Annotated in this window: 30 protein-coding genes, 1 tRNA gene and 1 pseudogene; 7 read left to right on the forward strand and 25 right to left on the reverse strand. The window is 63.3% G+C overall.

Annotation, left to right across the window (positions count from 1 at the left end; translation table 11 throughout):
• Positions 1-55: 55 nt before the first annotated feature.
• The gene (locus KBZ08_RS05435; RefSeq protein ID WP_254971938.1) at positions 56-2,524 is read left to right on the forward strand and encodes a DNA topoisomerase (ATP-hydrolyzing) subunit A; all 2,469 of its coding nucleotides are present in this window, start codon (positions 56-58) and stop codon (positions 2,522-2,524) included.
• Here KBZ08_RS05435 and KBZ08_RS05440 read toward each other — a convergent pair.
• The 8 genes from KBZ08_RS05440 to KBZ08_RS05475 form a co-directional block, all read right to left on the reverse strand.
• Entirely contained in the window at positions 2,521-2,703 is a 183-nt protein-coding gene (locus KBZ08_RS05440; protein ID WP_094586332.1) for a DUF4177 domain-containing protein, read from the reverse strand. The two genes, KBZ08_RS05435 and KBZ08_RS05440, sit on opposite strands and share 4 nt — an antisense overlap.
• A 78-nt stretch (positions 2,704-2,781) precedes the next feature.
• Entirely contained in the window at positions 2,782-3,270 is a 489-nt protein-coding gene (locus KBZ08_RS05445) for a GNAT family N-acetyltransferase (protein WP_106222207.1), read from the reverse strand.
• A 36-nt stretch (positions 3,271-3,306) separates the two neighbouring features.
• Positions 3,307-4,587 (reverse strand): 4Fe-4S dicluster domain-containing protein, encoded by a 1,281-nt coding sequence (locus KBZ08_RS05450; RefSeq protein ID WP_254971939.1) that lies wholly within the window; start codon positions 4,585-4,587, stop codon positions 3,307-3,309.
• A gap of 5 nt (positions 4,588-4,592) precedes the next feature.
• Positions 4,593-5,231 carry a TetR/AcrR family transcriptional regulator gene (locus tag KBZ08_RS05455; RefSeq protein ID WP_254971940.1) on the reverse strand — a complete coding sequence of 213 codons (639 nt, stop codon included), beginning with the start codon at positions 5,229-5,231 and terminating at the stop codon, positions 4,593-4,595.
• Between the two features lie 116 nt (positions 5,232-5,347).
• Positions 5,348-5,563 (reverse strand): 4-oxalocrotonate tautomerase family protein, encoded by a 216-nt coding sequence (locus tag KBZ08_RS05460; protein ID WP_254971941.1) that lies wholly within the window; start codon positions 5,561-5,563, stop codon positions 5,348-5,350.
• Between the two features lie 49 nt (positions 5,564-5,612).
• Entirely contained in the window at positions 5,613-5,921 is a 309-nt protein-coding gene (locus KBZ08_RS05465; RefSeq protein WP_254971942.1) for an NIPSNAP family protein, read from the reverse strand.
• 90 nt (positions 5,922-6,011) lie between these two features.
• Positions 6,012-6,644 carry an NAD(P)H-dependent oxidoreductase gene (locus KBZ08_RS05470; protein ID WP_315861247.1) on the reverse strand — a complete coding sequence of 211 codons (633 nt, stop codon included), beginning with the start codon at positions 6,642-6,644 and terminating at the stop codon, positions 6,012-6,014.
• A gap of 245 nt (positions 6,645-6,889) precedes the next feature.
• On the reverse strand, positions 6,890-7,468 hold the full coding sequence (locus KBZ08_RS05475) for an O-methyltransferase (protein WP_254971944.1): 579 nt from the start codon (positions 7,466-7,468) through the stop codon (positions 6,890-6,892).
• A gap of 231 nt (positions 7,469-7,699) precedes the next feature.
• Between KBZ08_RS05475 and KBZ08_RS05480 the strand changes: the two genes are divergently transcribed.
• Positions 7,700-8,239, forward strand: coding sequence for a DUF3592 domain-containing protein (locus KBZ08_RS05480; protein WP_216915689.1), 540 nt, complete (start codon positions 7,700-7,702; stop codon positions 8,237-8,239).
• A 45-nt stretch (positions 8,240-8,284) separates the two neighbouring features.
• On the opposite strand, the gene KBZ08_RS05485 is transcribed toward KBZ08_RS05480, so the two are convergent.
• The 5 genes from KBZ08_RS05485 to KBZ08_RS05505 form a co-directional block, all read right to left on the reverse strand.
• Positions 8,285-8,590, reverse strand: coding sequence for a hypothetical protein (locus KBZ08_RS05485; RefSeq protein WP_106222222.1), 306 nt, complete (start codon positions 8,588-8,590; stop codon positions 8,285-8,287).
• Positions 8,590-9,651: a dihydrofolate reductase family protein gene (locus KBZ08_RS05490; RefSeq protein ID WP_254971947.1), complete on the reverse strand. Its 1,062-nt coding sequence runs from the start codon at positions 9,649-9,651 to the stop codon at positions 8,590-8,592. The genes KBZ08_RS05485 and KBZ08_RS05490 overlap by 1 nt, the downstream gene beginning before the upstream one ends.
• 107 nt (positions 9,652-9,758) lie before the next feature.
• Entirely contained in the window at positions 9,759-10,349 is a 591-nt protein-coding gene (locus KBZ08_RS05495) for a GrpB family protein (protein ID WP_254971950.1), read from the reverse strand.
• A gap of 21 nt (positions 10,350-10,370) precedes the next feature.
• The gene (locus tag KBZ08_RS16590) at positions 10,371-10,919 is read right to left on the reverse strand and encodes a GNAT family N-acetyltransferase (RefSeq protein WP_396103738.1); all 549 of its coding nucleotides are present in this window, start codon (positions 10,917-10,919) and stop codon (positions 10,371-10,373) included.
• Between the two features lie 15 nt (positions 10,920-10,934).
• Entirely contained in the window at positions 10,935-11,435 is a 501-nt protein-coding gene (locus KBZ08_RS05505; RefSeq protein WP_106222223.1) for a MarR family winged helix-turn-helix transcriptional regulator, read from the reverse strand.
• Between the two features lie 67 nt (positions 11,436-11,502).
• On the opposite strand from KBZ08_RS05505, the gene KBZ08_RS05510 reads away from it, so the two are divergent.
• Genes KBZ08_RS05510 through KBZ08_RS05530 form a run of 5 tightly spaced genes read left to right on the forward strand, consistent with a single transcriptional unit; the run spans position 11,503 to position 14,595 of the window.
• Entirely contained in the window at positions 11,503-12,006 is a 504-nt protein-coding gene (locus KBZ08_RS05510) for a DMT family transporter (RefSeq protein ID WP_254971953.1), read from the forward strand.
• On the forward strand, positions 12,003-12,452 hold the full coding sequence (locus KBZ08_RS05515; protein WP_254971955.1) for a DMT family transporter: 450 nt from the start codon (positions 12,003-12,005) through the stop codon (positions 12,450-12,452). Before KBZ08_RS05510 ends, KBZ08_RS05515 begins: the two co-directional genes overlap by 4 nt.
• Positions 12,445-13,599, forward strand: a complete 1,155-nt coding sequence (locus KBZ08_RS05520; RefSeq protein WP_254971957.1) for a sugar MFS transporter — start codon at positions 12,445-12,447, stop codon at positions 13,597-13,599. Before KBZ08_RS05515 ends, KBZ08_RS05520 begins: the two co-directional genes overlap by 8 nt.
• Positions 13,592-14,014, forward strand: a complete 423-nt coding sequence (locus tag KBZ08_RS05525) for a VOC family protein (protein ID WP_254971958.1) — start codon at positions 13,592-13,594, stop codon at positions 14,012-14,014. Before KBZ08_RS05520 ends, KBZ08_RS05525 begins: the two co-directional genes overlap by 8 nt.
• Complete coding sequence (locus tag KBZ08_RS05530; protein ID WP_254971960.1) at positions 14,011-14,595, forward strand: DUF1349 domain-containing protein; 585 nt, start codon at positions 14,011-14,013, stop codon at positions 14,593-14,595. Before KBZ08_RS05525 ends, KBZ08_RS05530 begins: the two co-directional genes overlap by 4 nt.
• Here the strand turns inward: KBZ08_RS05530 and KBZ08_RS05535 are convergent.
• From KBZ08_RS05535 to KBZ08_RS16600, 12 genes and pseudogenes are all read right to left on the reverse strand, one after another.
• The gene (locus tag KBZ08_RS05535) at positions 14,571-15,035 is read right to left on the reverse strand and encodes an AAC(3)-I family aminoglycoside N-acetyltransferase (protein ID WP_254971962.1); all 465 of its coding nucleotides are present in this window, start codon (positions 15,033-15,035) and stop codon (positions 14,571-14,573) included. The genes KBZ08_RS05530 and KBZ08_RS05535 overlap by 25 nt on opposite strands.
• Entirely contained in the window at positions 15,032-15,808 is a 777-nt protein-coding gene (locus KBZ08_RS16475; RefSeq protein WP_315861244.1) for a DUF3592 domain-containing protein, read from the reverse strand. The genes KBZ08_RS05535 and KBZ08_RS16475 overlap by 4 nt, the downstream gene beginning before the upstream one ends.
• 55 nt (positions 15,809-15,863) lie before the next feature.
• On the reverse strand, positions 15,864-16,442 hold the full coding sequence (locus KBZ08_RS05545; protein ID WP_254971966.1) for a GNAT family N-acetyltransferase: 579 nt from the start codon (positions 16,440-16,442) through the stop codon (positions 15,864-15,866).
• Positions 16,443-16,487: 45 nt separating this feature from the next.
• Entirely contained in the window at positions 16,488-16,856 is a 369-nt protein-coding gene (locus KBZ08_RS16595; RefSeq protein ID WP_396122373.1) for a bleomycin resistance protein, read from the reverse strand.
• A 107-nt stretch (positions 16,857-16,963) separates the two neighbouring features.
• Positions 16,964-17,719: a UPF0489 family protein gene (locus KBZ08_RS05550; RefSeq protein WP_254971969.1), complete on the reverse strand. Its 756-nt coding sequence runs from the start codon at positions 17,717-17,719 to the stop codon at positions 16,964-16,966.
• A 224-nt stretch (positions 17,720-17,943) separates the two neighbouring features.
• Positions 17,944-18,047, reverse strand: a tRNA-OTHER gene (locus KBZ08_RS05555).
• Entirely contained in the window at positions 18,026-18,847 is an 822-nt protein-coding gene (locus tag KBZ08_RS05560; RefSeq protein ID WP_254971971.1) for a hypothetical protein, read from the reverse strand. The genes KBZ08_RS05555 and KBZ08_RS05560 overlap by 22 nt, the downstream gene beginning before the upstream one ends.
• Before the next feature lie 120 nt (positions 18,848-18,967).
• Entirely contained in the window at positions 18,968-20,110 is a 1,143-nt protein-coding gene (locus KBZ08_RS16480; RefSeq protein WP_254971973.1) for an abortive infection family protein, read from the reverse strand.
• A gap of 167 nt (positions 20,111-20,277) precedes the next feature.
• The gene (locus KBZ08_RS05570; RefSeq protein ID WP_254971974.1) at positions 20,278-20,829 is read right to left on the reverse strand and encodes a hypothetical protein; all 552 of its coding nucleotides are present in this window, start codon (positions 20,827-20,829) and stop codon (positions 20,278-20,280) included.
• A 154-nt stretch (positions 20,830-20,983) separates the two neighbouring features.
• Entirely contained in the window at positions 20,984-21,394 is a 411-nt protein-coding gene (locus KBZ08_RS05575; RefSeq protein WP_254971976.1) for a hypothetical protein, read from the reverse strand.
• Positions 21,395-21,581: 187 nt separating this feature from the next.
• A complete protein-coding gene (locus tag KBZ08_RS05580; protein WP_396122374.1) occupies positions 21,582-21,728 on the reverse strand; it encodes a tyrosine-type recombinase/integrase in 147 nt (48 codons plus the stop codon).
• A 22-nt stretch (positions 21,729-21,750) separates the two neighbouring features.
• Positions 21,751-21,831, reverse strand: a pseudogene (locus tag KBZ08_RS16600) (hypothetical protein); the annotation flags it as partial.
• Positions 21,832-21,903: the final 72 nt, after the last annotated feature.

Below are 21,903 nucleotides of genomic sequence, written 5' to 3' on the forward strand. Positions count from 1 at the left end.
GGCCCGGGCACCATCTGTAGGCTGAGCGCCCTGAGCCGCTGCCCCAAAGGACCGGATGCCGGACGAGCGCGTCCAACCGATCGCCCTGCATCAGGAGATGCAGCGCTCCTACCTCGAGTACGCGATGAGCGTGATCGTGGGAAGGGCCCTGCCGGATGTGCGCGACGGGCTCAAACCGGTGCAGCGGCGCATCCTCTATGCGATGCACGAGCTGGGGCTGACCCCGGACCGGCCCTACCGCAAGTGCGCCCGCGTGGTGGGCGACGTGCTCGGCAAATACCACCCCCACGGCGACCAGGCCGTCTACGACGCCCTGGTGCGGCTGGTGCAGACCTTCGCCAGCCGCCACCCGCTGCTGGACGGCCACGGCAACTTCGGCTCGGTGGACGACGACCCGCCGGCCGCGATGCGGTACACGGAAACCCGGCTGGCGCCGATCGCCAACGAGGCGATGCTCGATGAGATCGGCAGCGACACGGTCGATTTCGCCCCCAACTTCGACGGCTCCCAGCAGGAGCCGACGGTGCTGCCGGCCCAGCTGCCCTTCCTGCTGCTCAACGGCTGCACCGGCATCGCCGTGGGCATGGCCACCAGCATCCCGCCCCACAACCTCGGCGAGGTGGTGGAGGCCCTGATCGCCCTGATCCGCAAACCCGACCTGCCGGAGGAGAAGCTGCTGGCGATGGTGCCGGGCCCGGATTTCCCCACCGGCGGCGAGGTGCTGCTGGGCAGCGGCGTGCGCGACACCTACGCCACCGGCCGGGGCAGCATCCCGATGCGGGGCGTGGCCCACATCGAGGAGGTGCAGCCCGGCAAGGGGCGCCACCGCCGCGGCGCCGTGGTGGTGACGGAACTGCCGTACCAGCTGAGCAAGGCGGGCTGGATCGAGAAGCTGGCCGAGCAGGTGAACGACGGCAAGATCGGCGGCATCGCCGACATCCGTGACGAGAGCGACCGCGAGGGGATGCGGGTGGTGATCGAGCTGCGGCGCGACGCCGAACCGCAGAAGGTGCTGGAGGAACTGCAGCGCCGCACGGCCCTGCAGAGCAACTTCGGCGCCATCCTGCTGACGCTGGTGAACGGCCAGCCCCAGCAGCTGAACCTGCGCCAGATGCTGCAGCAGTTCCTGGAGTACCGGGAGCTGACGATCATCCGGCGCACCAACCATGCGCTGAAGCGCTGCGAAGACCGGCTGGAGGTGGTGCAGGGGCTGATCAAGGCCCTCGACGACCTCAAGCGGGTGATCGAGATGATCAGCGAGGCGCGGGATGCCGCCACGGCCCGGGCCAGCCTCCAGGTGCACCTGGATCTGAGCGAGCGCCAGGCCGATGCGGTGCTGGCCATGCCCCTGCGGCGGCTCACGGGCCTGGAGCAGGAGGGGCTGCGCAAGGAGGCGGCCGACCTGGAGCAGGAGCGCACCCGGCTGCGGCACCTGCTCAACGACCGCGACACCCTGCTCGACACGATGGTCAGCGAGCTCAAGGGGCTGAAGAAGCGTTACGCCACCCCCCGCCGCACCCGGCTGGTGGAAGGGGGCGACGCCCTGGTGGCCCAGCGGGCGGCGGCGGTGCGGCCCAACACCGAACTGCAGCGGCAGCAGGCCTTCGAGGCCCTGGCCGGCGATGGCCGCCTGCTGATCCAGACCGACGGGGCGGTGCGGATCGTCACGCCCCAGATGCTGGGCCGGCTGCACCTGGATCAGGCAGCCGAGCTGGGGGAGCTGCCGCCGCCGGCGCGGCTGATCCTGCCGGTGGCCGAGCAGCCGGCGTTGCTGGCCTTCAGCGCCGGCGGCAAGGTGGCCCTGCTGCGCTGGGAGTTCGCCGGCCAGAACCCCGGCAGGCTGGAGCGCTTCCTGCCCGACAGCCTCCACGGGGAGACGGTGGTGCAGGTGCTGCCGCTACCGCAGCCGCCGTCGGGAAGCATCGGGCTGCTGAGCACCGATGGGCGCTTCAAGCGGCTGCCGATCGAGGACTTCCTTGAGCTCTCGGGCCGGCCCGCCACGGTGCTGAAGCTGAAGGAGGGGGTGGCCCTGCAACGGGTGGTGCCCTGTCGGGAGGGGGAGGATCTGGTGGTGGCCACCAGCACCGGACGGATGCTGCGGCTGGCGATCAACGACACCAACCTGCCGGTGCTGGGCCGCACCGCCCAGGGGCCGATGCTGCTGCGGCTGCTGCCCGGCGAACGGGTGGTGGGGGCGGCGCGGGCGGCGGCGGGCGGCAACGTGCTGCTGGCCAGCCGCCGCGGCCAGGTGAAGCGGCTGCACCTTGACAGCCTGCGGCCCTGCCAGCGGGGCGCCATGGGCCAGATCGGCCTGCGCTTCCTGGAGCGCGACGATGCCCTGGTGGACCTGCAGGCGGGTGAGGCCGGCGTGATCGGCGTGACCCTGGAGGGCGGCGAGGGCCGCAGCCTGCGGCTGGGCGCCGACCAGCTGCCAGCGGAGGACTGCGGCGGTTCCGGCGTGGCACTGGAGCTGAAGGCCGGCGATGCGGTGCGGGAACTGGTGCCGCTGCTCGGGGGGCCCTAGGCCGGCCGGCGGAAGATCAGCACGTGCTCGCTGGCCATGGCGGCGGGGTTCTCCACGAAGATCTGAACCAGATCCCAGCCACGGGCGGCCTGGTCATGGATGGCCTGTTCGTACGGGGACGGATCGATCTGGCCGGCGGTGTAGGCCACCGGGACCCTCAGGAAGGTGTAGGTGTTCATGGAGAAGCCAGCCGAGCGAGCTGTTCGGCCATGGTGGCGGTGCGGCCGTCAGCGCTGATGTCTGCAGCGATGCCGCTTTCACCCCTCCAGTTCGATCCGCATCTCCACCATGGTGGGGCGCAGTCCGGCGCCCTCGAACAGGTGCCGGGCGGCGGCATTCTGTGACGATGCACTGAGCATCAGGCTGCCGGAGCCCAGGGCGATGGCGGCCTCCTTGGCCGCCGCGAGCAGCCGGCGGCCGATCCCGCCGCTCCTGGCCTCGGGATCCACGTAGATGTCGTGCAGCCAGGCTCCGGCTCCGCGCAGCTCCACCAGGCTCATCGGCTCCATCCGCACGAAGGCGTAGCCCACCGGTTGGGTACCGGCCTCGGCGATCAGCAGCACCACCTCCGGACGCTGGAGCTCCGCCTGGAAGAACGCCGCATAGGCGCCCTCGCCACCCGGCGGCACGGCGAAACGGTCGGCATCAAAGCCGACATGCAGGCGTGCGAGGGCGACGCCATAGCGGGCCAGCACCGGCACGTCCGTGGCCGTCGCCCGGCGCACCGTCAGGAGCGGTTCGTGCACACCACCTCACCACAACACCGGCCAACGTGGCACACGTCAGGTCCGGGCGGCTCCCCCGGGCCCCTGCCGACGTTCGAGCAGGGTGCGCATCAGCTCCTGGCCCTTGCCGGGTGTGCTCCAGGGGCAGACCTCGATGCAGATGCCGCAGCCGCGGGTTTCAGCGAAGTAGGGAGCGCACTTATCGAAATTCACATACCAGCGCCGCTGGCCACGCACCAGCTGCTTCTCCGGGAACAGCGCGTGCGGGGGGCAGTTGGTTTCACAGATGCGGCAGTGGGCGCAGAGGTCGTCCACACCGATGTCCCTCGGCTGATCGACGGCCAGGGGCAGATCCGTGAGCACGGTGGCCAGACGGACATTCGAGCCGTATTCGGGCGTGATCATCGAGCCGTGCTTGCCCAGCTGGCCAAGGCCGGCCGCGATGGCGATGGGCACATGCAGCACCTCCGTGCTGGAACCCGGCGCCAGATTGGTGGACGCCTGGGCCGGATAGCCCAGGGCACGGATGGCGTGGGCCAACCGGATCGCCACCCGGTTCACGTCCAGGTAGGTCCGCATGATCTGTTGATTGGAGCGCTCACTGGGGGTGTGCAGCATCTCCTCCCGATCCATCGGCACGCCGACCGCAATGGCGTAGGCGAAGTCAGGGTTGGAGTCGTGGTAGCAGAACTCCGGACGCAGGTGGGTGATGCCCACCGATCCGGCGCCGATCCGGATGGCCAGGGCCTTGATGTGGGCGGAGGCCTCTTCGGGGGTGCCGAGGGTGGTGACACCGGGCGCCACAGGCCCGACCCGGGCCCGGTCCTGCCAGAACATCCGCACGATCAGCCGATGAATGGCGGTGGGCTCCATCACCTGGAAGTACCAGTCGAGCTTTCCCCAGGCCCGCCTGTAGGAATCACCGAAGAACACGTGGTCGGGCCGGCGGGGGCGCTCCTCCCCCAGGCCATTGATGGCATTCCCGGAGATGGGTGGCTGGCGAAAGGCGAAGGGATAGGCGGCGGCGGGATACTCCACCTTCATGAACCGCGCCCGTTTGCGGACCGGACCGGGGTTGGGGGTGATGTCAGCCGGCACAAAGGCCAGATGGTCGAAGCGCTGGCTCTGGGGTGGCCCGGGCATGTCCTCCAGCCAGATCACATCGCCGCGGTGAATCCGGCGCTGCTGCATCCAGCGCAGCAGGGGAAACACGGTGTGGGTGGCGATCGCCACCGCGATGCTGAAGGCCAGGCGACTGGCCCCCAGGATCCAGAGCCGGCGGCGATCGGCGAGGACGTCCCCGGGACCTGTGGGTGGAACGAACTTGTGCATGGCCATGGCGCTCAGGGGTCCGCTCGGGAAGGGGTGGGGTCGTCGCCCTGCGGCGGGGCGGAAGCCTGGCCCGCCAGAAAGGTGCCCACGCAGGCCTCGCTCCAGGTCCCGGGGTCGGGGAACGGTTGCGGGGTGAGGCCGAGCAGGGCACGGATGAAGCCGAAGCCCTCCCACAGACCCAGCAGTTGCTCGGCCAGCTCCGCGGCCGGGTGGCTGGAGCGCAGGTCGCCGCGGTCGAGCCCCTGCTGGATCAGCTGGGCCAGGTCGTTCTGGGTGCGCCCGTAGGCGGAGTCGTAGAAGTCGCCGGCCAGTCCCCTGTTGCCGCGCGCCTCCTCGAACATCAGCTGGGCGAACCGGATGATGTCGGGGTGGTTGAGGAAGTCGAGCAGGTTGGTGCCGTACTGCACCAGAGCGGCTCGGAACGCTGCCGCGGTGGCAACGGTGATGGGGACGCCCCGCTCGAACCCATCCACCTCACGCTCGACAACGGCCCGAAGCACGGCCTCCATGCTGGGGAAATGCTTGTAGAGCGTGGCCTTCGAAACCGACGCTGCCTTCGCCAGGGCATCGGTGGAGACCCTGGCGAAACCCTGCTGAAAGAACAGCTCCCGGGCGGCCGAGAGGAGGCGGTCTCGGGGTGGGGCGGCCATGGACAGGGGGCGTCCGACGCAAGATACGGTACCGTACCGTACTACTCAGACGGAGTTGAAGGGCGCCTCGGGGCAAGCGACCCTCCATGGTCGGGGCGTGGCCTTGGGACCAGGTGTCAGGCCTGATCGGCCCGGCCCTGGCCGGCCTTCCAGTCGTCGGTCAGCACGCCGGCGAATCCCCAGTCTTCTTCGTCGATCTCCTGAATGACGACATGGGTGTGTTCGGGCTTCTTCGCCAGGACCGTGACGAGGGACGCCGTGATCTCCTTCACCAGCTGGGCCTTCTGCGCCCGGGTGGCCCCACGGGTGATCTGCACATTGACGTAGGGCATGGCGTTTCGAAAGCGGAGAGAAATCGGGAAGACAAGGCCGCCGACAGACTCAGTCGCCGAAGACGGGGCGAAAGAAGCTGCGCTCGTAGCTGATGATGCAGCGGGTATCCTCCGCATACTGAAAGGCCGCCTGACACTCCGGATCGTCCAGTGACCTGGCGCGATAGGTCTCGTAGGTGGCCAGACTTGGGAACGAGAACAGGGCCAGGGCGACATTGCTGGCACCCTCCGAGGGGAGGAAGTAGCCGTGATGCTGGCCCCCATACTTCTCGACGAGCGGAATCCAGCTCTTGCCGTAATGCTCGAAATCCTTGAGCTTGTAGGGATCGATGATGTAGCGGAGCGAACAGGTGATCATCAACGGTGCAGAGCACAACAGGGGCCACCCCAGCAAGACTAGGCGCTCAGGCTTGAACCTTCACAGAATCGAGGTGGTGCCTCGCTGGCGCTACCAACTGGACACCAGTTCCCGGAGCCTTGACTGTGCGGTGTCCAACCCCCTTCTCTCGGCATCGTCACCAAGATCCAACCCGTTGGCCTGGATGAATTGAAAATCCTTCACACCCATGAATCGAAACGCATAGCGCAGCCCAGGCTCCAGGCAATCCCACCCTTCAAAGGGCGAGCCAGGGCCGTACTCGACACCGCGGGTCGTGATGAAAAGCACCTTCTTGCCCTCGGCCAGCCCGCTGAACTGGCCGTTCTCAAGGAGGAACGTGCGTCCCACGCGAACCACCTGATCAATGTAGGCTTTGAAGTTGGATGGCATACCAAAGTTGTGCATGGGCACGCTGAAGACACAATGATCCGCCGCCAGAAACTCATTGACCAGCTCATCGGAAAAGGCCAGCAGCTCAGCCATGTCACCTGTCAGGGCTTCCGGGGGTGTGAAGTCGGCGGCGATCCACTCTTCGGTGATGTGGGGAACAGGTGTCAGGCGTAAGTCCCGATACGTCACGGCGTCATCAGGATGGCTGTTCCGCCAGGCATCCATGAACTCCCGCGCCAATCTTCGAGACCTGGATCGTTCACTCCGTGGGCTGGAGTCAACATGCAGGATGTTTGCCATCGCGTCAGCCATGTTGTTGGTCAACAGCCAGCGACTAAGCCGGTCACTCGCTGGCGTAAAGTAGCAACCAAAAGGTCACTCTTTACCAAAAGGAAACCAGTCCATCCCCATAACTGAGCCCAAGTCCTGTCCGCTGGAAAGCCTGCTGAAAAATATCTCCGGCCAATGGACGGTCTCTATCCTCTGGATTCTTGAGACCAATGGTGCCCTTCGCATTGGGGAACTGGGACGCGAGGCGAATCCATCCATACGAAACCTCAAAGCCGAGTGGCAACGATGATGCCACTCGCCCATGACAGCTTGGTCACGTGGAATCTGGTGTCGGAGACGAGCTGATGGATTAAGTCGTCGACTTTGGAGGCATGGCCATCAGGCCAGTTGGCCTGCGGAAGCATATCGTCAATGATGTAGAGGCCACCCTTGCTGAGCAACTGTAGGGTTTGATCAAGCAACCGATACTTGCCTGACCATGTGTCCGCAAAGATGAAGTCGTACTGGGCACCCCCCTGCGACTGCAGGAACGCATCGCCATCGGCGCAGACGATCTCCAGCCGAGGATCCGAGCCAAGGTGCTTGTCGAGTATCCCCAGGAAGGACGCGTCATTGTCCACGGTCGTCAAAGACGAAGTCCGATCCATCCCATCAAGAATCCATGCCGTCGAAAGACCCGTTCCCGAGCCCAGCTCCAGAAAGCGACCGGACGGCTTTGAAGCGGCCAGGGTCCTCAACAGCGAGCAGGTCAATGGGTCTGAAGCCATCGAAAAACCTGACGCCACCGTGTCATGCCACAGGCCCTCCATGGCCCTGGGTTGGTTCAGCTTCTCCTGGTCGTTCATCGCATGACCTTAATCGATGGCTACCGATGGGGTCATCCAAGGTCTTCGCGTGATTGCGTCGGATGGGACTGGGCCTGGATTGCAGCGATACCTTCAAGGTCAACGATGAACACCGCTGATCCAACCATCCTCGACGACCGGGAAAACCGGCTGGTCGGCATCTGCTTCTCAGCAGTCACCTGGACGGAGAGTCAGGCCAGGCGGGGGTGGTTCAGCTAGGCTCCCACCATCATGCGTGTGCTGCAGGCTGCATTCATTGCGGTGGTTCTTGGCTTGATCCTCGCCACCACTCTCGGGGGCGGGGGATTCTTACTGGTGCGCAACGTGCCGATGATCGTCGAGGGATGGCAATCACGGTCCTGGCCTGCGGTGGTGGGGGAAGTGAAGAAATCGGAGGCGGTGGCTAAGCCCATCATCATCGATTCAAGGCGGGGCGCTGTAGGAACCCATGTCGTGCGGCTGCACTACGCGTTTACCGTATGGGGGCGCACGTACTCAGGCACGCGCCAAAGCCTTGACGACGTGGGAATCATCAAGAGCGCTGAGGTGGCTCAACGCGAGGCTGAGTCCTTACCCGTAGGTCGCCCTGTACCCATCTTCTACGATCCCCGCGACCCCAGCAGGTCGCTGCTGAAACCGGGGGTACCGGTTTCCGGCGTTCTGGGAAGCCTCTTCGGCGCCATGCTGGTGGCCACCGGTATGGCGCTGGTCGCGATCGGACTGCATCTGCACTCGTACCATGCCAGGCGTCGCAGAAAGCGGCAGGCCTGAGGCCAGCTTTTCAAGGGCCTCACCCCCGATTCGCTCAAGTTCCCCTCACCTGGGCCTGGTCCCCGTGACCACCCTTCGACCCACCACCACGGTGACGAAAAGTAGGAAGGCAGCCAGCAGAGCGTTGAGCAGGAAGAAAAAGAAGAACGCGATCGGATTCGCGCTGATCGTGTAGGCACTGCTGGACACGTGATAGCCCCTGGAGACGATGCTGATTTCACCACGCACCAGTGCATGGCAGAGGAGGAAGACAAACCCGCCCGACGTCGCCAGGAGTGGTACGAGCAGGACGCCGCCTAGCCAACGGCGCCATCGCTCGATCGGAATGCGCGAGTGATCCTCAGGGACCATCACAGCGGCTGTGCTTCGAGGGTCGGCATTGAAGGCGAGGCCTGCTGGCACAGCGCATAGTGACACTGAACGAAACCGAACGGAAAGGCTCTGGATGACAACAGACGCAGGTTCGTGTCGGCTGGCAGATCACCAAACAGCTTGATCCCTGAGCCCAGCAGCAGCGGGATGAGCGTGATCGTCAGCTCGGTGATCAGCCCAGCTTTCAGGAAGCCCTGGATGGTGCGTCCGCCATCGATGTAGAGATGGTGGTGGCCCGCTGCAGCGGCCCGGTCCACGACCTCGTGGGGCGAGGCAGAAAGCACCTGGACCGAGTCCGGCACTCCGGCGGGACGGCTTCGCAAGGTGGTGCTGAGCACATAAACCGGCAGGCTGCCATAGGGCCATTCGGGAAAGCTGAGGACCTTCTCGAAGGTGGCCCGTCCCATGACGATCGCATCGACCGTCTGCATGAAGTCGGCGTAGCCGCAATCTTCACCGGCGGGCACGGCGGCGTTGGCGCGCTCCAGCCAATCGATGGAGCCGTCGCTGCGGGCGATACAGCCATCGAGACTGGTGGCGATATAGACGGAGCACCGGGTGGATGCATACGCTTCAGGATGGCAGAATTCCCGCTTCTTCCCCTCAAAGGATTCATACAGGGCCCGGTGCCTGGCGAGTCCGTATTCATCGGATCGGGTTTCGTAGGAGCCAACCCACTGCAGGAGGTTGTCGAGATTCGCGTCCTGTTCATCGCGGGAGCTGAATTTCTCGGGCTCCCAGGGCCTGGAGCGGCAGTGGGCCAGGCAGGCCTCGACGCCGGGATTCAGAAAGATCAGTTCATCGGCACTGGCCAGGACGGGCTCCAGGATGTCTGCGTAACAGCCTTCGATGATCCAGCTGTCCTGCTCGGAGATCCAACGCCTCACGTCCTCGACACTCTCGTGAAGGGGACGCCGTTCGGTGCCGCACTGGAAGGCGACCTCATCCAGCGATAACCGGGCGGCCGGCTGCCTGGCGATCAGCTTCCTGGCCAGGGTGCTCTTGCCGGCCCCGGCATTGCCAAGAATGATGACCTTCATCGATCAACTGACGCAGGGAACAAAGAGTTAAACAGGCTATCTCATCCGTCGGTAAGCCCAAGAGGCAACCAAAGTCCTGATCGACAGCTCTGAGTTACAACCCAGATCTACTGCCCTCTTTGCAGGAACCAGGCCATCGCCTTCCCCTGATGCTCACGGATGAAATCCGCCTTGAAGCTGTTGTAGTCAAGTGGGTCCTCGAAATCCATTTTCGCAATCCTGAGTTTCAAGCTCTCATACGCAAGTCTCACCTCAGAATGCGCCCGTAGGTAGTCACGGAAGGCGATGTGTCGCCTCCAGTGATCAGTCCCGCGCTCCATCACATGAATGTTCGCGATGGAGTCGTAATCACGGCCGAAGGCCAGCGCATCTGCTGGACCGATGACGCGAGGCAGGGGCCCGGCCGACAGAGCCTGGAGACGGACGAAGAAGCGCCTGTACGGCATGGCGCCCGTGAACGCTTCCACATAGGTGTAGCCGGCGGCCAGCAGGGGATCGATCACCGCATCCAGTGGGGATGGATCCGGCAGGCCGACAAGGATGTCGATGATCGGCTTGGCGCTGATGTCGCCCAGGGAGGTACTGCCGATGTGATCGACGAAAAGCCCCGCTATCGGCAGGGCTTCCAGGAGGTGTTCCCTGTGCCGTTCGAAGGCCTCCGTCCAGGCCGGGTTGGGGGATTCGAGCCTGATCTTCATGGTCGTGTCGGGCGCTTTCGCTCAGCGGCAAGGTGAGCCCTGCTGGGCTGCCACGGCATGGGCGGCCGGCGCCTGAAGATCACGACGCAACAGCCAGACGGGGCTTTCCAGCTTGCCGGCTGTGGCCATCATCTCCCTCTCCACGGTGAATCCCTGCCGCTCCCAGAACCGACGAGCCCGGGGATTCTGTTGTTGGACGATGAGTCGCACCGTGGTGGCCCCCTCCTGGGTCATCTGTTGCCGCAGGTGTTCCCAGATGGCCGTTCCGGCTCCCGCACCGCGCCGCTCGGGATGAAGCAGCAGCAGACCGACGTACCACTCCTGCGGCCCAGGGAAACCAGCCAACAGCTCCACCACCCCGACCAGTTCATGGCCGAACTCCACGCCAACGAGGCTTTTCTCTCCGCTGCCCACGTCCGGCGCGAGGGGACCAAGCAGCTCGGCTGCCGTTTCATGGCCACCGGGCTGAGCTTCGATGCACTCGAAGAAGTCGCTGCAGGTGATGCACAGGCTCTCGAGGCGCTGGCGATCAGCCTGCGTGAGGGGCCTGAAGGAGAGTGCTGAAGCCATGGTGCTGGGGAGGCTTCAGTCGCCGCCGTCCAGGGCCAGGAGCTGGCGGCGCAGCAGCCCGGCCAGGAGCTCACGCTCCTCGGAGGTGGTGCAGTGCTCCAGCCGTTCCCGCTCGCTGCCAACGACCACAGGCAGCACCGTCTCCACCAGCTGGGCGCCCCTGGCCGTGAGCCGCACCAGGACGCTGCGCCGGTCGGTCGTTTCACGGTGTCTCTCCACCAGGCCGTCGGCCTCGAGGCGATCGATCCGGTTGGTCATGGCGCCGGAGGACAGCATCAAGGCGCCGTAGAGCTCGGTGGGGGTGAGCTGGTGCGGTGGGGGCTGGCGCCGGAGGGTGGCCAGCACATCGAAGGACCAGAGGCTGAGCCCATGGGGAGCCAGCAGGGCTTCGCGCTGGCGCTCCAGCAGCCGGGCGATGCGCAGGATCCGCCCCACCACGGCCAGGGCGGAGACATCCAGGTCCGGGGAGGCCTGCTGCCATTGGCCCTGGATCAGGTCGATGCGGTCGGAGGCCATGGCCCGAGGATAGCTTGACGTCAAGACAACTCACCCCTAGCTTCGGATCAAGTCTCTTGATGTCGAGATGTCTTGCCTGTCCCTGCCCCGCTCGCGGGCGCCCGTCGTCCCCGTCTCCTCGGCCATGGCGATCGCCCTGGCCCTGCTGGCCGGTGCCCTGCTGCCGGTGCAGGCGGCCATGAACGCCCGGCTGGCCCAGTCGCTCCAGTCCGTTCCCCTCGCCGCCCTCCACTCCTACCTGCTGGGTTCGCTCACCCTGATCGGGCTGCTGCTCAGCGGCCTGCTGCCGGCCCCCGACTGGCGGGCGATCGGCACGGCGCCACGCTGGACCCTGCTGGCCGGGGTGCTCGGCGCCTGGTACGTGAGCTCCAGCACCCTGGTGATCCCCCGTCTCGGCGCCACCCTCACCCTCGGGCTGGTGGTGGCCGGCCAGGCGGTCGCCGGCCTCGTGATGGATCACCACGGCTGGCTGGGGGTGCGCCGCCAGCGCCTCGGCACCCGGGGCTGGGCGGCGATGGCGCTGTTCCTGGCGGCCATGGTCCTGCTCACCCAGTCGGGGGGTGGGCGATGAACCCCCTCTCCGCCGTGCTCTGTGCCTTCTCGGCGGGCAGCCTGCTGTCGCTGGGCGGGGCCGCCAATGCGCGCCTGGGCGGCACGCTGCGCTCCGCCGTGGCCGCCGCCACGGTCAACTTCCTGGTGGGTGCCGCCGCCCTCGGGCTGCTGCTGGGCCTGGGGGGTTTCCGTGCCGGCCCCATCGAGCGGCTCGCCGCTGTCCCGCCCTGGGCCCTGGGCGGCGGCATGCTCGGCGCCCTCTACGTCACCCTCTCCACCCTGGTGATTCCCCGGCTCGGGCTCACCGCCACCACCATGACGGTGGTCTGCAGCCAGCTGGTCGGCTCGCTGCTGATCGATCACTGGGGCTGGCTGGGGGTCCCCCAGCAGCCGAACGGGCCCGCCCGCTGGCTGGCGGTGCTGCTGCTGCTGGTCGCCGTCGCCTTGCGCCGCCGTGATGGCTGACACAGCGAGCGACCTGCGGATGGGGGTGGCCTGCGCCGCCTTTGTGGTGATCGGCGCGGTGGAGGCGGCCCTCGGCGTGCTGGTGCCCTCCCTGCTGGACACCTTCACGCTGAGCACCGGATCGGTGACGCTGCTGCTGGTCAGCCAGATCGTTGGCTATCTGCTGGCGGCCCTGCTGAACGGCATGGTGAGCAGCCGGCTGGGGCTGGACCGGCTGCTGCTGGTGGCCTTCACGCTGCTGGCCTCGGCCCTGCTGCTCTACGCCCTCACCCCCCGCTGGGACCTGATGGTGGCCACGGGGGTGGCGGTGGGCCTGGGCATCGGCCTGGTCGACGCCGGCCTCAACACGGCCGTGGCGCAGCACGCGGCCGGCGCCCGGCTGATCGGCCCGCTGCATGGCTTCTACGGCGTCGGCGCCGTCACGGGGCCGACGATCGCCACCACGGTGCTGGCCCTGGGGGGCGGCTGGCGCCAGGTGTATCTGGTGCTGGCCGGCCTGGGCGGCCTGGTGCTGCTATGGCTCTGGCAGCAACGGCGGGCCGGCCCGGGGCCGCGTCCCGCCGGGGCCGCCGGTGGCGACTGGCGGGTGCTGGGGCAGGCCCTGCGGCGGCCGGCCGTGGGGCTGAGCGGGCTGGTGCTGCTGGCGGCGGTGGGCCTCGAGGCCTCGATCGGCACCTGGGCCTTCAGCGTTCAGCACCTGGGCCGCTCCCAGGCCGCAGTGGCAGCCGGCATCGGCGTCAGTCTCTACTGGCTGGGGCTGACGGCGGGCCGCTTCGGTTTCGGCGGGCTGGTGGGGCGGCTGGGGGTGATCCGGTGGATCAGCGGCTCGCTGGCCCTGCTGCTGGCGGCCCTGATCGGCTGGTCCGGTGGGGCCGCGCCCTGGCTGGCCCTGCCGCTGGCGGGGTTCGGCCTGGCCGGGATCTTTCCCGCCACGATCCTGCTGATCCCGCGGCGCCTGCCCGTCGCCCTGGTGCCGGCCGCCGTCGGCCTGGCCACCAGTGCCGCCAGCGCCGGTGCCGTGGCCGTGCCCACCTCGCTGGGCTGGATCGCCGCTGACATGGGGCTGGCCGCCGTGCCCGCCCTGCTGATCCCCGTGGGGCTGGCCCTGGCCGGCCTCCATGTCCTTCTCCTGCTTCGCCATGGTTGACATCGGACTGACCCATGTGGCCCTGCCCGTCACGGATCTGGAGCGGAGCCTGGCCTTCTATGCCACCTACACCGGCCTGCGTCCCGTCCACCGGCGGGACGGCGGGACGGGGCTGCGCGTCGCCTGGATCAGCGACGGCACCCGGCCCTTCGTCGTGGTGCTGAGCGAGAGCGGCGTGGTGGAGGCGCCGTTGCGGCCTCTGGGCCATCTCGGGGTGGGCTGCGCCAGTCCGGAGCGACTGCTGGAGCTCTGCGCGATGGCCCGCAACGAGGGGGTGCTGATCGCAGATCCCCGGGACGATGGCCCGCCCGTGGGGCTCTGGGCCTTCCTGAGGGATCCCGACGGCCACACCCTGGAGCTCTCCTACGGCCAGGAGATCGGCCTCGCCTCCACCCCCACCCCTGAGACACCATGAACCTCGACAACGACCTGCAGTGGCTGAACGAACCGCCGCGATGGGAGCGGGAGGCCGCCACCGGCCGCCTGCGGCTCTGGACGGCGGGCCGCACCGACTTCTGGCAGCGCACCCACTACGGCTTCGAGGCCGACAACGGCCATGCCCTGCTGCGGGAGATGGACGGTGATGGGGTGCTCTCCTGCCGGGTGACGGCCCATGCGCGCCACCGCTACGACCAGGCCGGACTGCTGCTGCGGCTGTCGCCGGCCTGCTGGATCAAGACCTCGGTGGAATTCGAACCGGACGGCCCCAACCGGCTCGGCGCGGTGGTGACCAACGCCCAGGCCTCCGACTGGTCGACCCAGCCCCTGGCCCGGGAGATCAGCACGGTGTGGTTCCGGCTGCGCCGCGAGGGCCGCGATGTGATAGCCGACGCCAGCCTGGATGGGGAGGACTGGCAGCAACTGCGGATGGCCCGGCTGCAGGAGCTGGGCGAGACGGGACCGGCACAGGTGGGGCTGTATGCCTGCAGCCCAACGGCGGCGGGATTCCAGGCGGAATTCGATCACGTCGCCTACGCGCCGGGAAGAATGTCGTAGTGCATGACGTCTTCCCGGGTGCCGAGCTTGGTGTAGAGCGCGACCGCTGGGTCATCGCCGTAGTCGGCCTGGACGTAGATCACATGGATGCCGCGCTGCTGGGCGATGCGCCTGATGGTGTTGATGAGTGCGGTGGCGATGCCCCGGCGCCTGAACTCCTCCGCGACGGCCAGGTCGTAGATGTAGAACTCGCTGCGCTCCTGCTCGAACTTGGGAAGGACGTAACCGGCCAGGCCGCCGACCATCTGGTCTGCCGCAAAGGCGGCGACGGCCATGAAGGTGTCACTGGCCAGGAGCCTGGTGAGGTAGGCATCACTGGGTTGATGGTGGAGGTAGGACGCGGGGTCGTCGAAGGCGTCGCTGAAGAGGCCCAGCATCTGGCGAAGCGCCGGGGCATCCGTGGGGCCGAGGACCCGGATCGAAGCGGGGCGGTGGCTCATCGCAGGGCCAGATAGCCAGCGAGGACCAGGAAGCCGACACCAAACGACAACCAATAGGGCCAATCCGACGGTGCGGTGTTGTCGAGGACGGCGGATGCCGGATGCCTTGGGTTGTAGTAGACCCTGACCCTGCTTCCCTGGGGGTAGGGCTTGATGACCGCCTCCATCGCCGCTCGGCTGACACCGTACCCGGAGAACGAAGCACGAAAGCCAACGTAGGTTTGGCCGCCAACGTCATAGCAATAGCGCAGGATGGGCTTCGTCGTTTCCAGGCGTGCGTCGTCCACGCGAGATTCGGTGACGCGACCCATGACGCTGGGCCACTGCAGGCACTGCTGGGAGCGGAGCTTCAACCACACAGACAACCACACCAGGGCCACACCAGCGAGGAGCGATAACGCTGCGAACACCATGCGTAAAGATGCGAAGCCAGCTCTTGAGGTTACGCAGAAGCGGGTTATGCCGTACTGCCTGGAGCAGACGGGATGCAGCTGGCTACCTCGGCCTGAGCGTCGCAGAGACCATCGAGCGGCACCGCTCTCAGGCAGAGCTTCTGAAGCAAGGCGAGAACGTGATTGACGTTGAGCGGATCCATCGACCCCCAGCGCATGGGCGACCAGAAACGCAGCAAGAATCCCGCGCGGCGCGTTGCTGATGAGATCCGAGCCTGACCATGTCCAGAACTCCTGAAAGGCGACGCCTAGGGGGATGCCATTCGCGTATAGGGGCTGTGAACCGCTCTTGCGCTGAGTTTCGAGTCGCTCGTGGTTCATCGTCAATCGCCTCTTGTCTGCCTAACGTTTGCTTCTGCTGCAGCAGCAAGCGGCGTCATACCGCACCCGAGTCGGCGCGCCCGCTGAGCGGCCGGGCGTACACGAGGAACTCTCGGGTTCCGTCGCGGAAGTCGCGGCTCGGCACCCGCTCGAACTGGAGCCGGTGGTAGAGGCGCTGGGCGCTGGTCATCGCGGCTTGCGTCCACAGCCAGGCAACGGTGGCGCGCTGCGCCTCAGGGGCGTCGAGGAGGGCGGTGACCAACGCTTCGCCGACGCCACGACCGCGGGCGTCGGCTCGCACGGCCAAGAGATGCACCTCGAGCTCATGTGCGCCGGCGATCCGGCACGCGGGCCCGCCACCGGGGACGAGGGTGACGGTGCCGAGGAGCGTGCCCGACGCATCGTGTGCGCCGAACGTGAACCCACGCGCATGGACCGCGTCCGCTCGGAAGAGCGCGGTGGCGCGGGCCGCCTCCGTGAAGCCCGCGGGGACGTAGGCGTCGTGGAGCAGTTGCTCAAGCGCCGCGTCGTGGCGCGGGCTGCGGACAAGCGGCTGGATAATGAACTCGTCGATCACGCGCGTCGGTATAACGTTCGAGTCAACCGACCCGCCGTAGCGGGTCCGGTGGTTCAACGGGGGGTTAGGCGGCGCTGTGTCCGGCAAGGCGTGCACCTGGCCTTAGATGACTTGACCAATGCGCAGGAGATTGCCGTCAGGATCGACGATGGCAAACTCTCGGAGACCCCACGGCTTGTCTTCGAGTCTGTCCATGCGTGGGATACCTGTACGTGGTAACCCAAGGGCTGAGCACGCATTGTAGAAAGTATCTACGTCTTGAACTCTGATATAGCAGCCAGCTGAGGACTCTGCAGGTTGGAGATCCATGTGCGTGAAGAAATGCAGTTCGACTGCACCACGCCTGAAGATAGCGTAATTGCTATTGAAGGGGTGCGCTCCGCCTTCGAAGCCGAGTCGTCGATAGAACTCTGTAGTCGAGGCGACTGAGCGAGATGGCAGCGTAGGGATGGCGAGATCGTAGTTCTGCATCGTGGTGGGACTCTCTTCGGTTGCGCCGCCTAACGCTCGCCATCACCCGCCCGAAGCCACTTCTGCTGTTGGCAGGCTCCTCAGGCCGGGTCGGGTGAATGAAGTTGTTAGATGATTTGTATATACTCTTGGAAGATTGGCAAAAGCAAATCAGATTCAATAGGCGTGAACTCAGGTGATCTTGCGAAGAATACGTAGTCAAAGGGTTCTTCACAACTGTAGTCCAAGCAACTGATTTTCTGAAAGGGTAGTGTCGGCCCTCTTTGCTCCACGCCAAAATTCAGATAGGATGGCTCGGAAACGAGGAGGCGCCTCAGGCGTTCCAGGGGACATCGCTTCAATTCGATTTCGTTTGAGGCAACGTCAAAATCTCTAAAGTGGTAATGCATAAGATCATTGCCGCCTTGCGGATGGTGTACATATGTCAGCCTAGAAAGCCAGCCACATGCTGCAGCAAATGCCAGATAGTTGCCGGCATTCATGTACTCCCAACCGACCTTTGGATTAGTCCTCTCGCCAATTGGCAAGTGAAGCAGTTCGCCCATAAGATATACCCAGCCAGGATCACCAAACCCTAGGTCCGCATGTGAATCAGGGTGAACAACCTCGAACGGAGTCTCTACTTTCCTTGACTCGACTAACTTACGCCATATATGAAAGACTTCGTGATGATGCTCAACAATACGACCAGGAATCTGATTAGTTTTTCTAAGCCCGCAGGCGCCCTCGAGGAATGATCTTATCTCTGTTTCGCTCCAAGTCCGGTATTCATCGCTTGAGAGCCTCTCACCAGCCTCACACCAATAAGCGGGTTTATTGACGAATAGGTCAATGTCGATGTCAAGAATATGTGATGGTGTCATCTAACGCCAAGATCGGAAGCGGGCACTATCTCTGGCAGTGGCAATCATCTACTCTCCCGTCTTCTGCGTCTTGATGTTGGGCAGTGATTTCAGCATCAAAGGTGACGTCGGCTGAAATCGTTACCATTTTAGAAGTTATATGTGCGCGAGATAGGGTTTATCAAAAGAATTATGCTTTAAGGCTTTTTTAGCTTCGCACTGAAGTTTGCCAAAGTCATAAGCTGTGTGCCCGCCGAGGATTCGAACCTAGACCTTCCCCTTCGACAACCTACTGCAGCAATAAGTCGGCTGTTGGAGGGGGATGCTCTACCGTTGAGCTAACGGGCACAGCCTTAATATAGCAGCACTGAGGTCATCTGCACAACTAGGCAAGCCATAGTACCGGCGAAGGTACGATGCAAGTTTTTTCTGCACTCGCTCCGGATTTTGATTCACCCTACGAAGTGCTCTACGAAGCGGTACGTCCACTTCTAGCAACGCTGCGAACTCCTGAGCAGTTGGGCAGGTCGCTGCACAAAGAGAGCGGGCAAAATTCTTCAAAGCTCTCGAAAAAAGAATAAAGTCATCGAAACCAAGCGTTGTGAGCATGCAGGGCGCATCAAGCTTGGCATAAACTGAATTCGCCGTGCGCTCATTTATGCTCTCACACTGGCTTATGTGTTTCTTGGCTTGTTGCTCTGTGGGTTTATGCATAATGTGATTTCGGACAAGCCTGTAATAGTCTAAGATTTCATATTCGAGAACCCCGACATTTTGTTTTGAGACGTTATACGCGTTGAGTGTATAGGCAAGAGGGTCTTCACCCTTGTTCTTTGATCGTACTTTTCGCGGATGCTCGTCGCGGAATTCGAGAAGGAACCACTCTAGCTTCTGATAAACAGAGAGGACTTGTAAACTCGCCCATTGGACCGGCAGATCATTAAAGTCAATCAGATTTACCTTAATCCCATGCCAAGCAGCAAGTTCGCAGGCTTTGGAGGTGCCCTCATTGTCGTTAACTTGCTTGAGGTGACGAACCGCCACTTCTATCCACTCGACAGTCGCATCTGAACGGCCAAGGAGATCATTAAGGCCGCCTAAGCAACGCGGGCGGTATTCAGGGAGCGGTGTTTTCGATACATTGCTCACGGGTTGGCAAGACTCATGTGATTTGAGAGTACTTCACTATGAGCCCAACGCTCCGGTTCAGCGGCGGGCGGCGAAGCGAGCCCAGCGCTACAACCGGTTGTTGGGTGGTAGCCGCATCTTCTATCCCGCAGGTTTCCCATGGCGATGAACCTTGTCATCGACATAGTGGAGAATTGAGCGTGCCGCATTAATGGCGAGCATTGCTTCGGGCTCTTGCAGAAGTTCCGGGTTTGCGTGGGCAAAGCTTGCTTTGTTCCTGAGCGTGTTCAATGAGTCCAGAATAGTTGCAAGGGCTCTAAGGACGCGAAGGATGTCCTCACTGCGCGGGCCCATTTCCTGGAAAGCTGAGTGGCCTTCTCGGACCTGTTTGAACATGTCAGTCAGCGATGCGCCCTCTGAGGTCTGAAGTCCTACGCCCCCACAGACTTCGCGCAGATAGCCATGGAGCGCGGTGTGCAGCCTGTCAACTCCGCTCGTGGCACCTGTAGAGAGGAGTAACTCCTGGGCATCGAGTAAAGCGCGTTCAACCACATCGCTCGTGATGCGCAGAGCCGGCTGCTCGACTTGTGGACCCGTTCGGAGGCGCATTATCCAGCTGCGAATTTCTGCTGCTGTTTCTTCCGTGCGGATCTCACTGCTACTCACTGGGAACCGGGCCAATACGCCCTCAATGATGTGCGCCTGCACATTGGGGGCCGATTCGTTCAGAATCTTGATGAACCGCTCACGAGTAGTCCCGTCATACTTGTACGGATCGATGTCCAGGTCCAGCTCTGCGTAAAACTCGTGATGGCTGCGATAGGTTAAGTCGCCGAGGTAGCCACCGGATACCCCAATGTACTTGGAGACGAGCTTATTGATCTCCGATTGCCTCAGGCCAAGTCCGCGCTGAACATCGGGATGAACGGGATGCTCAAGCACGAGGTCGATAGCGATGAAACGGATGGATGTACCAAGCTCTGTAAGGACCTGGGCGATTTGTTCATATGCCTGCTCATCCCCAGTAGCCGGGCTTCGCCTGAGCCGCTCGTACTCGGTAAGCGGCACTTCGGCGTGGAGAATCGAGAACTCGTCGTTGAAGTGGTTAGTGGCGTCAACTACCCGGAACGGCACCGACCGTAGGATTTCTGCAGCTCGCGCTTGGGAGCGCGTGGTTAAAAGACGGGCCGCATTCTCGAACAGGACGCGGCATTTATCGTGGGACAGCCCCTCCTGCAGGATGGTAATGTCGCTCGCTCCCCCGGTTTCGTAGAGCTGAATCACCGCTGCACCATGCCCTGAGTGTTCTCCAAGTCATATTCGGCCAACGCCAAGAAACACTTGTACGCTGGGTAACTGAGCGTAGGCCAATTTTTGGGAGCGGTGACACCTTGGTTGCGTGATAGGTTCATCCTGATTTTTAGCAGGCTGACTTGAAAAGCCATCAAGCCTTATAGATCAGAAGCGTATCCCCTAAGCACGATTTTATAGGCATTGATGGCATTGTCAAATCTAGTCAGCGCATCTGACATCTGTTTTAGATGCTCAGGACTCTCGGTCACACCAGTCTTGTAGAGCTGCTTGAAGTCAGAATTGATTCTAGAGACCTCATCCGCCCTACTCCTGACATCAAGCAGCCTGTCATGGCCACTGTGAAAATAGAGCTCGGCAAGGGTGAATAGCCTGTCCGATTCGAGTGAAATGCGATTTGCCGCAGACATATCAAGTGCCTGGTTGTAAGTCAGGTCACCCTTCATTACTGACATGAATGGGAGGAAGAAGTTAAGCATTTCCTTGGCCCATCGTGTAACAAGTGAATAAAGTTCTTCAAGGCGTTCTCTACGCGCTTCAAGACGGTCTCTCTCATTTTCATGTCTGAGCTTTAGTGATAGCTGCTTAGTGGATGCTCTAGAAGCCAGAGACGCACTTAAGACCGCAAAGAAGCCAGTGACAATTGCACCACCCCACGCAAGGATAGACGGAAGGTTCTTGTCCCAGTCCATGATTAATAGAAAGGGTGGCTTCTGCCACTGTAAGGAGTGCCTGCGAGTTTAAGCCCTCCCAACGCCCTAGATCAGAAGCGGGCAGGTCCATAGAGCCATTAACACTACTCTCTGCGCCCGTCTTCTGCATCTGGAATGTTAAGCAACCCAAGCATCACCGAGCTTCTCTCTCAAGCTGTGCAAGATGCCACTGCATTTCTTTAATGAGCACTTCAATGTCGAATGCAGGCTTCTCAGTATCAGACAGATCAAGAAAGTGACAAACCAGCTCTTTTACGCGTGGACTACCGCGAAGTGAGATCTGGGCAAACACATTTCCACGTGTTGTCTTTTCTGGGTGTCCTCCGCGCTGCATATTCATCACGACATTCAACGCATGCTCGTAGGCATCTGCAACACTTGCCAACGACTCCTTGCGTAGAGTTCGTCGAAAAGAGCGTGTCTCATGCCTTGCCGTGACGATCGCGGCAATTATCTGAACTGTTACGGCCGACCCAGCGCCAATAAGAGCACCGTATAGGCCTGCAACGCCAGGATCTAGAGGATTTGGAAGCATCAGTCGCATGCTTGAGATTGCCTAACTCTTTATTGGACGGTTCCGTGAAACACAAAACTTCCTGCGCCCCATTCCGTGAACCACAGCTGTTGCCAATCGGCCATCGGTCGAAAATCCTTTCCTGCACATCGATCTTAGTTCCAAGGCCAATTCCTTGGCAGTGGTTCACGGGTCCGATAACCACATGTAGCCATGGCTACATCATGTCTGCTGGGCTGCAGACACCGAGCGGCCCACGGTTCAGCACATGGGTGTAGATCATGGTGGTGCTCACGTCCTGATGTCCCAGCAGCTCCTGAATCGTGCGGATGTCCTGCCCCTCGTTCCAGCAGGTGGGTAGCAAAGGAGTGGCGGAAGGTGTGCCAACTGGCCGCCTTCGTGAGTCCCGCCTCGGCCACCGCCCGCTTCACCGCCTTCTGCACCAGGTACGCATCTGCCAGGCCCACTCCCGATCGGCCCTCGGATACTTCCTCGCCAGGGCGTAGGGCGTAACCACCCGGCCCCAGCCCGCCACCAGA

The organism is Cyanobium sp. Candia 9D4, assembly GCF_024346155.1.
Classification (GTDB): Bacteria; Cyanobacteriota; Cyanobacteriia; order PCC-6307; family Cyanobiaceae; genus Cyanobium; species Cyanobium minutissimum.

Excerpts from the sequence above, each read along its gene's own strand:
- KBZ08_RS05535 (WP_254971962.1), bottom strand. The coding sequence starts at position 15,035 with ATGAGCCACCGCCCCGCTTCGATCCGGGTCCTCGGCCCCACGGATGCC.
- KBZ08_RS05465 (WP_254971942.1), bottom strand. The coding sequence starts at position 5,921 with ATGATCACCTGTTCGCTCCGCTACATCATCGATCCCTACAAGCTCAAG.
- KBZ08_RS05510 (WP_254971953.1), top strand. The coding sequence starts at position 11,503 with ATGTCTTGCCTGTCCCTGCCCCGCTCGCGGGCGCCCGTCGTCCCCGTC.
- KBZ08_RS05525 (WP_254971958.1), top strand. The coding sequence starts at position 13,592 with ATGGTTGACATCGGACTGACCCATGTGGCCCTGCCCGTCACGGATCTG.
- KBZ08_RS16475 (WP_315861244.1), bottom strand. The coding sequence starts at position 15,808 with ATGAACCACGAGCGACTCGAAACTCAGCGCAAGAGCGGTTCACAGCCC.
- KBZ08_RS05550 (WP_254971969.1), bottom strand. The coding sequence starts at position 17,719 with ATGACACCATCACATATTCTTGACATCGACATTGACCTATTCGTCAAT.
- KBZ08_RS05575 (WP_254971976.1), bottom strand. The coding sequence starts at position 21,394 with ATGCGACTGATGCTTCCAAATCCTCTAGATCCTGGCGTTGCAGGCCTA.
- KBZ08_RS05455 (WP_254971940.1), bottom strand. The coding sequence starts at position 5,231 with ATGGCCGCCCCACCCCGAGACCGCCTCCTCTCGGCCGCCCGGGAGCTG.
- KBZ08_RS05570 (WP_254971974.1), bottom strand. The coding sequence starts at position 20,829 with ATGGACTGGGACAAGAACCTTCCGTCTATCCTTGCGTGGGGTGGTGCA.
- KBZ08_RS05440 (WP_094586332.1), bottom strand. The coding sequence starts at position 2,703 with ATGAACACCTACACCTTCCTGAGGGTCCCGGTGGCCTACACCGCCGGC.
- KBZ08_RS16590 (WP_396103738.1), bottom strand. The coding sequence starts at position 10,919 with ATGGCTTCAGCACTCTCCTTCAGGCCCCTCACGCAGGCTGATCGCCAG.
- KBZ08_RS05475 (WP_254971944.1), bottom strand. The coding sequence starts at position 7,468 with ATGAACGACCAGGAGAAGCTGAACCAACCCAGGGCCATGGAGGGCCTG.
- KBZ08_RS05480 (WP_216915689.1), top strand. The coding sequence starts at position 7,700 with ATGCGTGTGCTGCAGGCTGCATTCATTGCGGTGGTTCTTGGCTTGATC.
- KBZ08_RS05505 (WP_106222223.1), bottom strand. The coding sequence starts at position 11,435 with ATGGCCTCCGACCGCATCGACCTGATCCAGGGCCAATGGCAGCAGGCC.
- KBZ08_RS05495 (WP_254971950.1), bottom strand. The coding sequence starts at position 10,349 with ATGAAGATCAGGCTCGAATCCCCCAACCCGGCCTGGACGGAGGCCTTC.
- KBZ08_RS05530 (WP_254971960.1), top strand. The coding sequence starts at position 14,011 with ATGAACCTCGACAACGACCTGCAGTGGCTGAACGAACCGCCGCGATGG.
- KBZ08_RS05515 (WP_254971955.1), top strand. The coding sequence starts at position 12,003 with ATGAACCCCCTCTCCGCCGTGCTCTGTGCCTTCTCGGCGGGCAGCCTG.
- KBZ08_RS05460 (WP_254971941.1), bottom strand. The coding sequence starts at position 5,563 with ATGCCCTACGTCAATGTGCAGATCACCCGTGGGGCCACCCGGGCGCAG.
- KBZ08_RS05485 (WP_106222222.1), bottom strand. The coding sequence starts at position 8,590 with ATGGTCCCTGAGGATCACTCGCGCATTCCGATCGAGCGATGGCGCCGT.
- KBZ08_RS16595 (WP_396122373.1), bottom strand. The coding sequence starts at position 16,856 with ATGCAGAACTACGATCTCGCCATCCCTACGCTGCCATCTCGCTCAGTC.
- KBZ08_RS05470 (WP_315861247.1), bottom strand. The coding sequence starts at position 6,644 with ATGGCTGACGCGATGGCAAACATCCTGCATGTTGACTCCAGCCCACGG.
- KBZ08_RS05490 (WP_254971947.1), bottom strand. The coding sequence starts at position 9,651 with ATGAAGGTCATCATTCTTGGCAATGCCGGGGCCGGCAAGAGCACCCTG.
- KBZ08_RS05520 (WP_254971957.1), top strand. The coding sequence starts at position 12,445 with ATGGCTGACACAGCGAGCGACCTGCGGATGGGGGTGGCCTGCGCCGCC.
- KBZ08_RS05435 (WP_254971938.1), top strand. The coding sequence starts at position 56 with ATGCCGGACGAGCGCGTCCAACCGATCGCCCTGCATCAGGAGATGCAG.
- KBZ08_RS05450 (WP_254971939.1), bottom strand. The coding sequence starts at position 4,587 with ATGGCCATGCACAAGTTCGTTCCACCCACAGGTCCCGGGGACGTCCTC.